This is a genomic window from Methyloversatilis sp. MC4-4, from assembly GCF_049843555.1.
GTDB classification, from domain to species: Bacteria; Pseudomonadota; Gammaproteobacteria; order Burkholderiales; family Rhodocyclaceae; genus Methyloversatilis; species Methyloversatilis discipulorum_B.
On record NZ_JBBHZK010000001.1, the window covers coordinates 664,029 to 677,165 of the forward strand.

Here is a 13,137-nt window from a genome sequence, read left to right on the forward strand (position 1 = left end):
GTGGTCAGCGGTTGAGCACGGCGGCCAGTTCGCGCCGGTAGCGACGCACCCGTTCGTCGTCCGAGCCGAGCAGCGCGAACAGGTCGAGCAGGGCGCGACGGCCGGCGTCGTCCTCGAAGCTGCGGTCGCGGCGGACCACTTCCAGCGCCTGTTCCATCGCTTCCTCCCATTGTTCGCGTGCGGCAAGCTCTGCAACGAAGGCGAGACGGGCGGTCAGGTCGCCCGGATTGCGCGCGATGCGGGCCGCGTAGTTCTCGTCGCCATCGCCGTCGCCCGGCTGCCGGCTCGCGATGGCGATGCGGGCGTACAGCGTGCCGATGCGTGCACGGTCTTCCTGCTCATAGGGCAACGCGTCGAGCGCGGACTGGGCGTCGTCGAGCCGACCGAGCGCAATCAGCGCCTCGACCCGGCCGAGCACCGCCGGTTCGAATCCCGGATCGATGGCCAACGCGCCCTGGAACAGACCGAGCGAGGCGGTGGCGTCGCCGCGGGCGAGCGCGGCCTGCGCCTCTTCGAAGGCGGACAGGGCGGGCGACGGCAGCAGCGCGTCCATGAAATCGCGCAGTTCGCGGTCCGGCAGCACGCCGGTGAATTCATCGACCACAACGCCGCCGACAAAGGCCTTCACGTTGGGGATGCCGCGCACGCCGAAGCGGCGCGCCAGTTCAGGGTTGTCGTCCGAATTGATCCGGGCCAGACGCACCCGGCCGGCGTAGTCGGCGGCCAGCGCCTCCAGTCTGGGGGTCAGGACGCGACAGGGCTGACACCACGGCGCCCAGAAGTCGACCAGTACCGGCATGCGCTGGGACACGTCGATCACGTCGCGCTGGAAATTGGTCAGGTTCGCGTCGATCACGTCGGGCAGAGGGACAACGGCGGACATCGTGCTTCGGCTCCTTTTCGCGCGGCGCTCGCCAGCCGACACGCCGGTCGGTGTCCGGGTGCAGTGCCCTGACGAGCATGCCGCAGATACAGATGCTATTGCGAAGCGGGCGTCTTCCGCCAGTTCGGCGCGTCCGACAGTCGCGGGTGGTGTTCGCCTACATGGCGTGCCCCGACGTCTTACGCGCCATTCGTGCCGCGGGGCCTAGGCTGCAGTCATCGGGGCGCGGCCCTGCTTGTGCTGCCTCTGAAACATCCGACGGCCTCTTTTGAGGAGGCCATCATCAAACGAACCAAGGAGTGTCCAATGAAAACTCAAGCCCGAGTGCTGACCGTACTGTGTTCGATCGCCTTGACCGCGTTCTCGCTGCCCGCCGCCTCTGCCGACGTCGAAGACCGTATCGAGGCGCAGACCGAAGCCCAGTACGACGCGGCGAAGAAGCGCGCCGACATGGATTACGACGCGGCGAAGACCCGCTGCGATGCGCTGGATTCGAGCGCCAAGAAGACGTGCGTCAAGGAAGCCAAGGCCGCTCGCGAATCGGCCCTGGCCGACGCCAAAGTGAGACGCAAGGCCGGGGAGGCGCGGGCCGACACGGCGGAAGACCGTCTCGAAGCCCAGTACGCGGCCGCCAAGGCCCGCTGCAATGAAATGAGCGGCAACGCCAAGGATGCGTGCGTCGAGCAGGCCAAGGCCCGCTTCCAGCAGTAAGCGCGCAGGGGCAGCGGGCGGGGCGAACCCGTATAATCGGGTTTTATCCGCGCACACAGGTGCGCGGCCCACTTCCCCGCTGTCCTTTCATGGCCCATCTCCTCAAGCTCCGCGGCTCGCCCGCATACTCCGCCGCGCGTCTGGCGCGCCTGTCCGACGAATGCCGCACTGCGGTTCCCAAGCTGCGCGAGCTCACCGCCACCCAGTATTTCTTCGTTGAATGCACGGCGCAGCCGTCGGCCGACGAGCTGAACAAGCTGTGCGCGCTGCTCAATGCACAGCCGGCAGCCGTCGTCGAAGGCGATGCCCTGCTGGTCACGCCGCGTCTGGGCACGATTTCGCCGTGGTCGTCGAAGGCGACCGATATCGCACGCAATTGCGGCTTGGACAGCGTGCAGCGCGTCGAACGCGGCGTGCTGTATGAGCTGGAACTGGCTCGCGGCCTGCTGGGCGGCGGCCCCGACGACGCCGAGCGTGCCGCACTGGCTGCCTTGCTGCACGACCGCATGACCGAATCGGTGCTGGCCTCGCTCGACGACGCCGACGCGCTGTTCAGCCACGTCGCACCGCGCCCGCTGGTCAGCGTATCGCTGGCCGACGGCCGCGGCTCGCTGGAGCGCGCCAACGTCGAGCTCGGTCTGGCGCTGTCCGATGACGAAATCGATTACCTGCTCGACGCCTACACCAAGCTGGGCCGCGACCCGACCGATGTCGAGCTGATGATGTTCGCGCAGGCCAATTCAGAACACTGCCGGCACAAGATCTTCAACGCCAGCTGGAACATCGATTACGCGACGCAGGACATGAGCCTGTTCGGCATGATCCGCGAAACCCATCGCGCGACGCCGCAGCACACGGTGGTCGCCTATTCGGACAACGCGGCGGTGATCGAGGGCGCCACCACGGCGCCGGTCGACCGCTTCTACCCGGATCGCAACGGCCGCTGGGGCTGGCATTCCGAACCCATGCACTTCCTGGCCAAGGTCGAGACGCACAATCACCCGACGGCGATTTCGCCCTTCCCGGGTGCGGCCACCGGTGCCGGCGGCGAGATCCGCGACGAGGGCGCGACCGGCCGCGGCGCGAAGCCGAAAGCCGGTCTGGCCGGCTTCTCGGTATCCAATCTGAACATCCCAGGCTTCGAACAGCCCTGGGAGCGTGTCGACGGCGAGCTCTACGGCAAGCCGGAGCGCATCGCTTCGGCGCTGCAGATCATGATCGACGGCCCGCTCGGCGCGGCCGCCTTCAACAACGAATTCGGCCGCCCCAATCTGGCGGGCTATTTCCGCACCTTCGAACTGCCCTTCATGGGCGAGATGCGCGGCTATCACAAGCCCATCATGATCGCCGGCGGCATCGGCAACATCGCCGCGCGCGATGCGCTGAAGATCGAGTTCCCGGCCGGCACCAAGCTGGTCGTGCTGGGCGGGCCGGCCATGCTGATCGGCCTCGGCGGCGGCGCGGCATCGAGCATGACCACCGGCACCAATACCGCTGACCTCGACTTCGCGTCGGTGCAGCGCGGCAACCCGGAAATCGAGCGCCGCGCGCAGGAAGTGATCGACCGCTGCTGGCAGATGCAGGAGGACAACCCCATCCTCGCCGTGCACGACGTCGGTGCTGGTGGCCTGTCGAATGCGTTGCCCGAACTGGCGCACGGCGCCGGTCACGGCGCCTGGTTCGACCTGCGCGCCATCCACAGTGAAGAGTCGGGCATGAGCCCGGCCGAACTGTGGTGCAACGAATCGCAGGAGCGCTACGTGCTCGCGATCGCGCCCGAGCGTGTCGATGAATTCCGCGCGCTGTGCGAACGCGAGCGCTGCCCCTTCGCCGTGCTCGGCGAGGCGACGTCCGACGGCCAGCTTACGGTGGCCGATCCGCTGTTCAACACCAAGCCGGTCGACATGTCGATGGACGTGCTGCTCGGCAAGCCGCCGAAGATGCACCGTACGGTGCAGCGCCGCCCGGCCTACGCGCCGCCGATGGACGTGGCCGGCTACGACCTGAAGGACGCCGCCTACCGCGTGTTGCGCATGCCGGCGGTGGCGAGCAAGTCCTTCCTGATCACCATCGGTGACCGCTCGGTCGGCGGCCTCACCGCGCGCGACCAGTTCGTCGGTCCGTGGCAGGTGCCGGTGGCCGACGTCGCCGTCACCACCGAAAGCTTCAGCGGCTACCGCGGCGAAGCGTTTGCAATGGGCGAGCGCACGCCGGTCGCGCTGCTCAGCGGGCCGGCTTCCGGCCGCATGGCCATCGGCGAGGCGATCACCAATCTGGTCGCCGCCGACGTGCGCAGTTTCGAGCGCATCAAGCTGTCCGCCAACTGGATGGCGGCTGCCGGACACAAGGGCGAGGACGCCGCGCTGTTCGATACGGTGAAAGCGGTGGCCATCGATTTCTGTCCGGCGCTGGGTCTGGCCATTCCGGTCGGCAAGGACAGCTTGTCGATGAAGACGCGCTGGAGCGAAGGCGAGGCGCAGAAGGAAGTGGTGTCGCCGCTGTCGCTGGTCATCACCGCCTTCGCCGGCGTCGAGGACGTGCGCAAGACGCTGACGCCGCAACTGCTGATCGACCCGGAAGTCGATACCGAACTGCTGCTGCTCGACCTCGGCCAGATGAAGAACCGCCTCGGCGGTTCGGCGCTGGCGCAGGCCTACGGCGTGGTCGGCGAACATGCGCCGGACGCCGACGCCGTGCTGCTCGGCCGTTTCCTGCCGGCGATCAACCGCCTGCGCGACGCAGGTCTGGTGCTGGCCTATCACGACCGCTCGGACGGCGGCCTGTTCGCCACGCTGTGCGAAATGGCGTTCGCTTCGAAGGTGGGCCTGTCGATCAATCTCGATACGCTGGCCTACGACCCGCTGCTGGTCGACGTCGATTCGCTGGCCAAGAAGCCGGACGCGGTGCGCGGCCGCTTCAACGACCGCACCTTCACCGCGCTGTTCGCGGAGGAGCTGGGCGCGGTGGTCCAGATCCGCGTCGATCAGCGTTCGCAGGTGATGGACATCCTGCGCGAAGCCGGGCTGTCCGGCGTCACGCACGGCATCGGCAGCCCGAACGACCGCGACGAGATCCGCCTCTGGCACAACGCCAAGGTCATCTTCAGTGAGCCGCGCGCCGAACTGCAGAAGGCGTGGACCGAAACCAGCCACCGCATCGCACTGCTGCGCGACGATGCCGACTGCGCACGCGAGGAATTCGCGCTGCTCGACGACACCGCCGACAGCGGCCTGTTCGCGGCGCTGACCTTCGAGCCGCAGGAGGATGTTGCCGCTCCATATATTGCGAAGGGCGTGCGTCCGCGCATCGCCATCCTGCGCGAGCAGGGCGTGAACGGTCAGGTCGAGATGGCCGCGGCCTTCGACCGCGCCGGCTTCGACGCGCAGGACGTGCACATGTCCGACCTGATGGCCGGCCGCGTCAAGCTGGCCGACTTCAAGGGTCTGGCGGCCTGCGGCGGCTTCTCCTACGGCGACGTGCTGGGCGCCGGCTCCGGCTGGGCCAAGTCCATCCTGTTCCATCCGGAACTGCGCGACGCCTTCGCCGCCTATTTCGAACGCGAGGACACCTTCGCGCTGGGCGTCTGCAACGGCTGCCAGATGATGAGCCAGCTGCGCGACATTATTCCCGGCGCCACGCACTGGCCGCGCTTCGAGCGCAACCGCTCGGAGCAGTTCGAAGCGCGCTTCACCATGGTCGAAGTGGCGGATTCGCCGTCCATCCTGTTCCGCGGCATGTCCGGCTCCAAGCTGCCCATCGTCGTGTCCCACGGCGAAGGCCGCGCGGTGTTCGACGACGAACAGGCACAGTCGCTGGCGCAGGTCGCGATGCGCTATATCGACCACGACGGCGCCATCGCCACGCGCTACCCGCGCAATCCGAACGGCTCGCCGGCCGGCATCACCTCGGTCACCACCGACGACGGCCGCGTCACCATCCTGATGCCGCACCCGGAACGCGTGTTCCGCACGGTGCAGATGAGCTGGCACCCGGCGCACTGGGGCGAGGACAGCCCGTGGATGCGCATGTTCAGGAATGCGCGGGTGTGGGTGGGTTGATCCCGCTGCGGACATGAAGAAGCCGGCGCAAGCCGGCTTCTTCATTTCTGGGCCGTGATGTTCACTCTGTCGCCGCGTCCGTGGCCGTGTGCGTGTCCGCGATCAGCGCCTCGAAGGCGAGGGCGGCGGGGCTGATCGGGCGCTCGGGCAGGCGGATGCGGTAAAGCGTGCGCTGGATCGCGGCGCCGCCCGGATGCAGCCGGCGGATGCGGCCGAGCGCCAGCTGGTCGCGGGCGCAGATGCGCGGCACCATGCCCAGGCCGCGGCCGGCGGCCACCGTCTGCACGATGGCTTCGTTGCTGCCCACCTCGATCGCGCGTGCCGGCGTCAGGCCCATCTCGTCGAGTACGCGGTCGGTGGCGGCACGGCTGCCCGAGCCGCGTTCGCGCACGATCCACGTGTGGTCGACCAGATCGGCCGGCCGCAGCACGCCGCCGGTCGGCAGATCGGCATCGCGTGGCGCGATGATGACCATTTCGTCGCGTCGCCAGATGCGGCGGTTCAGTCGCGCGTCGTCGACCTCGCCCTCGACCAGCGCCACATCGACCCGGCAATCGAGCAGCAGGTCAGCGATCTGCCGTGTGTTGCCGCTGATCACCTGCAGTTCGACATGTGGGTGGCGGGCGTGGAAATCGACCAGGAAGGGCGGTAGCCAGTAGGTGGCAATGGTGGTGCTCGCACCTACGGTCAGACGCCCGCGTTCGAGCGAGCTGTAGGCGCGGATGGTTTCGGTCGCCTCGCGTTCGAGCGCCAGGATGCTGCGTCCGTAGTCGTACAGTGCGCGACCCGATTCGCTCGGCCTGAAGGTCTTGCCGCGGCGATCCAGCAGCACCGTTTCGAGCTGGGATTCGAGCTCGCGCACTGCTTTCGACACGGCGGGTTGCGTGATGTCGAGCGCTTCCGCGGCACGCGAAAAGCTCTGGACTTCGACGACCTTCACGTAGATGCGCAGAAGATGCAGGTTCATGCATTACCCACGGTAATCGATCAGTGATTTGCATGATATAGAAGAATGAATGGCGCGCCGCTTACGCTGCACTCACTTTCCTGCAGCCCGCGACGCATCCATGAATTCGACCACCGCCCTCACTGCTTACAGCCTGCCGACCGGCCTTGTCGCGTCGGTGGCCGTTGCGGCTGCCGCGGCGGCGCTGTCCGCCGTGCCGGGCGTGTCGGCGCACGGTTTCGGGTGGCTGCCGCTGGCGGTGGCGCTGGGTATCGTGGTCGGCAATCTGTGGCCCGCGCTGCCGACGCGCGGCGCGGATGGATTCCGCCTGGCGCGTGGCACGCTGATGCGCGCCGGCATCGCGCTGTACGGTCTGCGCATCGGCATCGACGAACTGGGCAGCGTGGGCTGGAGCGGGCTGGCGATGGCGCTGGCGATCGTGCTCAGCACGCTGGCGCTGGCCCTGACGCTGGGCCGTCGGCTCGGGCTCGACACGCAGGCCGCGGTGCTGATCGGCTGCGGCAGCGCGATCTGCGGTGCGGCGGCGGTGGCCGCTGCCGACAGCGTGATCGGCGCCCGCGCACGCCATGTGTCGGCGGCGGTGCTGGCGGTGGTCGTGTTCGGCACGCTGGGCATGTATCTGTTGCCGCTGCTGCGGCCGCTCAGCGGTCTGGACGACTCGTCATTCGGTCTCTGGGTCGGCCTCTCGGTACACGAACTGGGCCATGTCGTCGCCGGCGCTGCCGCGGCCGGACCTGAGGCGGCCGCCAGCGCGCTGGTCGAGAAGATGATGCGCGTCATGCTGCTGGCGCCGGTGGTGATGCTGATCGCCGCCGGGCTGCGCGTGCCGGGCGCCACGTCGCTGCGCAGCCCGGGCGTGCCGCTCTTCCTGTATGGCTTCGTCGTGATGATGGCGCTCAACGCCTCGGGGCTGTTGCCGCTGTGGCTGCAGTCCGCCGGAGCGGAAGCCGCGCAGGCGCTGCTGGCAGTCGGTCTGGCGGCGCTCGGTGCCAACACCCGGCTGGCCGACATGGCGCATGCCGGCTGGCGCGTGTGGGCACTGGCCGCGCTGCTGTGGCTGTGGCTGCTGCTTGCCGGCTTCGGGCTGGTCAGTCTCGGAGCACTGGCATGAACGCACGCAAGCAGGGCGTCGCCGATGCATGCGCACCGCGCCGGACCATGGCGGCGCCGCGCACGAGTCGTCACCTCCTGACGGAAACCGCGACCGCAAAGGGTTTGACGACCGGCACGCTGCGCGTGCGCGAGCTGGTCCGGCTTTTGCTCGACATGACCTGTCATGACAGGTTGGGTGCGGACGCTGCGAAATGCGCAGGCGGCCTGTCCTGCCGGGGAGAACCGATTGGATGCTTCGCTGCTGAACACGCTGTGGCCGGACCGCGCGCTCGCGAGCTGGTCGGTGATTGCCGGCGCGGTGATCGCCGGTGGCGTGCTGCGCGGCATGACCGGCTTCGGTGCCGCGCTGCTGATGGCGCCGCTGCTGTCCACGGTGGCGTCGGCGCGCGACACACTGTGCATCGTGACGCTGCTGAACGCGCTTCCGCTGACGCATGCACTGGCGCCGTCGGTGCGCCGGCTGGTCGATCACCGGGTGCTGCTGCCCATGCTGGGCGCCGCTTGTGCCGGCATTCCCCTCGGACTGTGGCTGGTGAGCGTACTGCCGGCGCGACTATTCGGCCAGGTGATCGGCGTCGCCGTGATCGCCAGTGCAGCGGTGCTGCTGACCGGCGCCCGTCTGGTGCGTGGCCGCAGTCACGCGGGCTCGATCTCTGCGGGTCTGTTCAGCGGCGTGCTGACCGGCTTCGGCGGTGTCGGCGGACCGCCGGCCGTCCTCTATCTGCTGGGCGTCGAAACCGACAGTCACCGGGCGCGCGCCAGCTTCCTCGTCTATTTCGGATGCCTCTACCCGCTGGCGCTGATCGCCATCGTGCTGTCGGGCCTGTTCGGCCTGTCGCTGCTGCTGCAGGGGCTGCTGCTGGCGCCACTTTTTCACGGCGGCGGGCTGCTCGGCGAACGGCTCTACCGCGGACTGGACCCGCGTCACTTTCGTCGTGTGGTGCTGTGCCTGCTGATGGCGACCGGCGCGCTGGCGGCCTGGCCGGTGCATGCGGTCGCGCTGGTGCAGGGCACTGTGGCGGTGCAGCAATGCGGTGCGCAAGACCGCCTGTGCTGAACCGGCTGCTCGACGAAAAGCACAGTCAAATCAAAGATTTCTGAACATGTTGTGCGGAGCGAAAAAATTGGCACTGACTTTGCATGACATGACCCGTCATAACAGGTTCTTGAACAGGAGCTCGAACATGGCACCCCACCGCAAGCAGATCGCGCCCCCGGGCGCGGCGGAGGTCGAGGACGCGCTGTCGCCGGTATCGCAGATGCCGCTGTACACGCAGATCCGGGAAATCCTGCGCCGGCGCATTCTCGACGGCAGCTACCCGCCGCATTCGCAGATGCCGTCGGAAAGCCAGATGATGACGGCATTCGATGTCAGCCGCATCACGATACGGCAGGCACTGGGCGATCTGCAGAAGGAGGGGCTCATCTTCAAGGTGATGGGCAAGGGCAGCTTCGTCGCCAAGCCCAAGGCCTTCCAGAGCCTGTCGCGGCTGCAGGGTTTCGGCGAGGCGATGTCCACCTCCGGCTACGAAACCTACTCGCTGCTGCTCAGCGCGAAGCCGGTCGCCGCCAGTGCCGTGGTGGCGCAGCGGCTGCAGCTGAAGCCGGAGGCGCCGGTGTTCGAGATACAGCGCCTGCGCTACCTGAATCGCGAACCCATCTCGGTCGACGTGAGCTACTTCCCGCCGGACATCGGCGAACGGCTGACCCAGGAAGACCTGGCCACGCGCGACATCTTCGTCATTCTCGAAAACGACCTCGGCCGCAACCTCACGCACGCCGACGTGCAGATCGAGGCGATCTCGGCCGACGAGTCGCTGGCCCGTCATCTCGACATCGCGGAAGCCTCGCCGCTGCTGCGCATCGAACGCCTGACCTGGGCCGACGACCGGCCCATCGATTTCGAATTCCTCTACTACCGCGGCGATGCCTTCCAGTACCGCCTGCGCATAGACCGAAGTTGATCCACCGCTGGAAAGCAACGCAGGAATTCTTCGTTCGCAACGGCGCGTCCTGGCGCGACAGTGCAGCCCCAAATCAAGGAGAGAACATGAAACGCATCGACATGGAATTCGACCTCGTCGTCATCGGCGGTGGTACCGGCGGCCCGATGGCCGCCGTCAAGGCCAAGGAGAAGAACCCCAAGCTGCGCGTGCTGCTGATCGACAAGGCCAACGTGAAACGTTCGGGCGCCATCTCGATGGGCATGGACGGGCTCAACAACGCCGTCATTCCGGGCCACGCCACGCCGGAGCAGTACGTCAAGGAAATCACCATCGCCAACGACGGCATCGTCGATCAGGAAGCGGTGATGGCCTACGCCGCCAACAGCTTCGACATGATCAACGAGCTGGACCGCTGGGGCGTCAAGTTCGAGAAGGACGAAACCGGCGACTACGCGGTGCGCAAGGTGCATCACCTGGGCAGTTACGTGCTGCCGATGCCCGAAGGTCACCACATGAAGAAGATCCTCTACCGCCAGCTGAAGAAGGCACGCGTCGAGGTGACCAACCGTGTGGTCGTCACCCGCGTGCTGACCGGCGAAAGCGGCGAAGTGGTCGCGGTGATGGGTTTCGACTGCCGTACCGCCGACGTCTATGTCATCCGCACCAAGGCGGCGGTGCTCAGCACCGGCGCGGCCGGCCGCATCGGTCTGCCGGCCTCCGGCTACCTGATGGGCACCTACGAGAACCCGACCAACTGCGGTGACGGCCACGCGATGGCCTATCACGCCGGGGCCGACCTGGCCAATCTCGAGTGCTTCCAGATCAATCCGCTGATCAAGGACTACAACGGCCCGGCCTGTGCCTACGTGACCGGCCCGTTCGGCGGCTTCACCGCCAACTCCAAGGGCGAACGCTTCATCGAGTGCGACTACTGGAGCGGCCAGATGATGATGGAGTTCTACAACGAACTCGAAGGCGGCAACGGCCCGGTGTTCCTCAAGCTCGACCACCTCGCCGAAGAAACCATCAGCGAAATCGAGCACATCCTGCACACCAACGAACGTCCGAGCCGCGGCCGCTTCCACGAAAAGCGCGGCAACGACTACCGCAAGCAGATGGTCGAGATGCACATCTCGGAAATCGGCTTCTGCAGCGGCCACAGCGCGTCCGGCATCCACACCGACGCGCGTGGCGCGACTTCGGTGCCCGGGCTTTACGCCGCCGGCGACTGCGCCAGCGTGCCGCACAACTACATGCTGGGCGCCTTCGTCTATGGCCGGCTGTGTGGCGAGAACGCTGCCGCCTACTGCGCCGAGCACGGCCTGGGCGCGGTCAGCGCTGGCGACGTCGCGGCGGAGGAGGCGCGCATCCTGGCGCCGCTCGGTCGCACCGACGGCCTCACACCCTTCCAGATCGAATACAAGACGCGCCGCCTGGTGAACGACTACCTGCAGCCGCCCAAGATCACCCGCAAGTACGAGATCGCGCTGCGCCGCTTCGACGAAATCCGCGAGGACACCGAAGCGATGTTCGCCGCCAACCCGCACGAGCTGATGCGCGCGATGGAAGCGCATTCCATCCTCGACTGCGCCGAAATGGCCGCGCGCGCCTCGCTGTTCCGCACCGAGAGCCGCTGGGGCCTCTACCACTACTTCGTCGATCACCCCGAGCGCGACGACGAAAACTGGTTCTGCCACACGCTGCTGAGCAAGGGTGAGGACGGCCGCATGCAGATGCGCAAGAAGCCGATCGAGCCCTACATCGTGCCGATCGACGACGAGGAGCGCAGCGCCTACCAGCGCCTGCGCGTCGCCCGCAACGCCGAAGCCGCCTGATTCCACCGACACATCCATCAAGGAGTTCGCCATGACCATAGCTGCTACGCCGACCCAGGTGCCGGTGAGTGTCGATAACGACAAATGCATCGCCGAGAAGGGCTGCACCGTGTGCGTCGATGTGTGCCCGCTCGACGTGCTGGCCATCGACATGCTGACCAAGAAGGCTTTCATGAAGTTCGACGAGTGCTGGTACTGCCTGCCCTGCGAAACCGATTGCCCGACCGGCGCGGTCAGCGTGTCGATTCCCTACCTGCTGCGCTGAGGAGCCGACGATGGATACCCTGACCTGTTCCATTGTCGAGCGGCTCACCAGCCCCGACGCCGAAGTGCGCCGGCTGGCGGTGATCGACCTGCCCTACGGCGACGAGGACGACATCGTGCCGCTGCTGCTGCCGCGGCTGAAGGACGCCGACGCCACCGTGCGGACCGAGGCGGTGCGCGCGCTCGAAGGCTACGAGGACGCCGAGGTGGTCGAGGCGCTGGCGCCGATGCTGCTCGACGCCGACGCGGCGGTGCGGGCAGCCGCCGGCGAAGTGCTGTCGGAACTGAAGGAAAGCGCCTCCGCCGCGCCGCTGATTCCCTTCCTCAGCGGCCACACGGCCGAAGTGCGCATGCTGGCGTTGCGCGCGGTACGCGCGCTGCGCGTCGATGCCGCTTTCGCGCCGGCAATGGAGGCGCTGAAGGACGGCGACGCCGCCGTGCGGCGCGAGGCGGTGGGCGTGCTCGGCTACCTGCGCAAGGCGGAGGCGGTCGGCGCGCTGGCCGAGATCGCCGCGCGCGACCCGGACCCGGAAGTGCGGCGCATCGCCATCGGCGCCATCGGCTATTCGAGCGAGGTGAGCGTGCTGCCGTCGCTGACCCGCGCGCTGACCGACGTCGCCTGGATGGTGCGCGACGAGGCGGCGCAGACGCTGGGCAAGCTGCGGCTCGCGCTGGCGGTGCCCGACCTGATACGCGCGATGCAGGACGAGTACTGGCAGGTGCGCGTCAAGGCGGCGCGCAGCCTGGGTCTGCTGAAGGCGGCTGCAGCCCTGCCGGCGCTGGTCGAAGCGCTGGCCCACCCGATCGGCAATCTGCGCAAGGAAGCGGCCATCGCGCTGGGCGAACTGGCCGACCCGCGCGCCATCCCGGCGCTGGAGAAGGCGCTCGACGACGCCGACCCGGACGTGCGCAAGCTGTCCCGTCTCGCGCTGACCGCCATTTCGCTGGCCCAGAAATAGGGAGAACACCATGACTTTCGTCGTCACCGAAGCCTGCGTGCGCTGCAAGTACACCGACTGCGTGTCGGTCTGTCCGGTCGAGTGCTTCCACGAGGGGCCGGAGTTTCTGGTCATCGATCCGGCGGCCTGCATCGACTGCGGCGTCTGCGTACCGGAGTGCCCGGCCGAGGCCATCTTTGCCGAGGAGGACCTGCCGGCCGACCAGGTCGAGTTCATCGCCATCAATGCCCGACTCGCCACCGAATGGCCGCTGATCACCGCAGCCCGCGATCCGCTGCCCGATGCGGACGAGTGGGCCAACGTGAAGGACAAGAGGCACTACCTGTTCGAGAGCGCCTGAGCGCCGGCCACCCATACAGCAAGCACGCAGCAAATCTTCGATTCATTCATTGAACTGACAG

General features: G+C 67.5%; 11 protein-coding genes. 9 read left to right on the forward strand and 2 right to left on the reverse strand.

Annotated features, from left to right (window positions below; translation table 11 throughout):
* Nucleotides 1–4 precede the first annotated feature (4 nt).
* Nucleotides 5–883, reverse strand: coding sequence for a tetratricopeptide repeat protein (locus tag WDZ97_RS03095; protein ID WP_425761756.1), 879 nt, complete (start codon nt 881–883; stop codon nt 5–7).
* Between the two features lie 306 nt (nt 884–1,189).
* On the opposite strand from WDZ97_RS03095, the gene WDZ97_RS03100 reads away from it, so the two are divergent.
* Both WDZ97_RS03100 and purL read left to right on the forward strand, forming a co-directional pair.
* Complete coding sequence (locus WDZ97_RS03100) at nt 1,190–1,594, forward strand: hypothetical protein (RefSeq protein WP_425761757.1); 405 nt, start codon at nt 1,190–1,192, stop codon at nt 1,592–1,594.
* 89 nt (nt 1,595–1,683) lie between these two features.
* Entirely contained in the window at nt 1,684–5,652 is a 3,969-nt protein-coding gene (gene purL / locus WDZ97_RS03105) for a phosphoribosylformylglycinamidine synthase (RefSeq protein ID WP_425761758.1), read from the forward strand.
* 61 nt (nt 5,653–5,713) lie between these two features.
* Here purL and WDZ97_RS03110 read toward each other — a convergent pair whose 3' ends face one another.
* The gene (locus WDZ97_RS03110) at nt 5,714–6,619 is read right to left on the reverse strand and encodes a LysR substrate-binding domain-containing protein (protein WP_425761759.1); all 906 of its coding nucleotides are present in this window, start codon (nt 6,617–6,619) and stop codon (nt 5,714–5,716) included.
* Nucleotides 6,620–6,719: 100 nt separating this feature from the next.
* Between WDZ97_RS03110 and WDZ97_RS03115 the strand changes: the two genes are divergently transcribed.
* From WDZ97_RS03115 to fdxA, 7 genes are all read left to right on the forward strand, one after another.
* Nucleotides 6,720–7,730 (forward strand): YeiH family protein, encoded by a 1,011-nt coding sequence (locus tag WDZ97_RS03115; protein ID WP_425761760.1) that lies wholly within the window; start codon nt 6,720–6,722, stop codon nt 7,728–7,730.
* A 228-nt stretch (nt 7,731–7,958) separates the two neighbouring features.
* Entirely contained in the window at nt 7,959–8,789 is an 831-nt protein-coding gene (locus tag WDZ97_RS03120) for a sulfite exporter TauE/SafE family protein (protein ID WP_425761761.1), read from the forward strand.
* 127 nt (nt 8,790–8,916) lie between these two features.
* Nucleotides 8,917–9,696 (forward strand): GntR family transcriptional regulator, encoded by a 780-nt coding sequence (locus WDZ97_RS03125; RefSeq protein WP_425761762.1) that lies wholly within the window; start codon nt 8,917–8,919, stop codon nt 9,694–9,696.
* Between the two features lie 86 nt (nt 9,697–9,782).
* On the forward strand, nt 9,783–11,513 hold the full coding sequence (locus tag WDZ97_RS03130; RefSeq protein WP_425761763.1) for a fumarate reductase/succinate dehydrogenase flavoprotein subunit: 1,731 nt from the start codon (nt 9,783–9,785) through the stop codon (nt 11,511–11,513).
* A 31-nt stretch (nt 11,514–11,544) separates the two neighbouring features.
* Entirely contained in the window at nt 11,545–11,778 is a 234-nt protein-coding gene (locus WDZ97_RS03135) for a 4Fe-4S dicluster domain-containing protein (RefSeq protein WP_019917845.1), read from the forward strand.
* Between the two features lie 10 nt (nt 11,779–11,788).
* The gene (locus WDZ97_RS03140) at nt 11,789–12,736 is read left to right on the forward strand and encodes a HEAT repeat domain-containing protein (RefSeq protein WP_304003823.1); all 948 of its coding nucleotides are present in this window, start codon (nt 11,789–11,791) and stop codon (nt 12,734–12,736) included.
* Nucleotides 12,737–12,746: 10 nt separating this feature from the next.
* Nucleotides 12,747–13,076 carry a ferredoxin FdxA gene (fdxA, locus tag WDZ97_RS03145; protein WP_304003822.1) on the forward strand — a complete coding sequence of 110 codons (330 nt, stop codon included), beginning with the start codon at nt 12,747–12,749 and terminating at the stop codon, nt 13,074–13,076.
* Nucleotides 13,077–13,137: the final 61 nt, after the last annotated feature.

Excerpts from the sequence above, each read along its gene's own strand:
- fdxA (WP_304003822.1), top strand. The coding sequence starts at position 12,747 with ATGACTTTCGTCGTCACCGAAGCCTGCGTGCGCTGCAAGTACACCGAC.
- WDZ97_RS03130 (WP_425761763.1), top strand. The coding sequence starts at position 9,783 with ATGAAACGCATCGACATGGAATTCGACCTCGTCGTCATCGGCGGTGGT.
- WDZ97_RS03125 (WP_425761762.1), top strand. The coding sequence starts at position 8,917 with ATGGCACCCCACCGCAAGCAGATCGCGCCCCCGGGCGCGGCGGAGGTC.
- WDZ97_RS03115 (WP_425761760.1), top strand. The coding sequence starts at position 6,720 with ATGAATTCGACCACCGCCCTCACTGCTTACAGCCTGCCGACCGGCCTT.
- WDZ97_RS03135 (WP_019917845.1), top strand. The coding sequence starts at position 11,545 with ATGACCATAGCTGCTACGCCGACCCAGGTGCCGGTGAGTGTCGATAAC.
- WDZ97_RS03100 (WP_425761757.1), top strand. The coding sequence starts at position 1,190 with ATGAAAACTCAAGCCCGAGTGCTGACCGTACTGTGTTCGATCGCCTTG.
- WDZ97_RS03140 (WP_304003823.1), top strand. The coding sequence starts at position 11,789 with ATGGATACCCTGACCTGTTCCATTGTCGAGCGGCTCACCAGCCCCGAC.
- purL (WP_425761758.1), top strand. The coding sequence starts at position 1,684 with ATGGCCCATCTCCTCAAGCTCCGCGGCTCGCCCGCATACTCCGCCGCG.
- WDZ97_RS03110 (WP_425761759.1), bottom strand. The coding sequence starts at position 6,619 with ATGAACCTGCATCTTCTGCGCATCTACGTGAAGGTCGTCGAAGTCCAG.
- WDZ97_RS03095 (WP_425761756.1), bottom strand. The coding sequence starts at position 883 with ATGTCCGCCGTTGTCCCTCTGCCCGACGTGATCGACGCGAACCTGACC.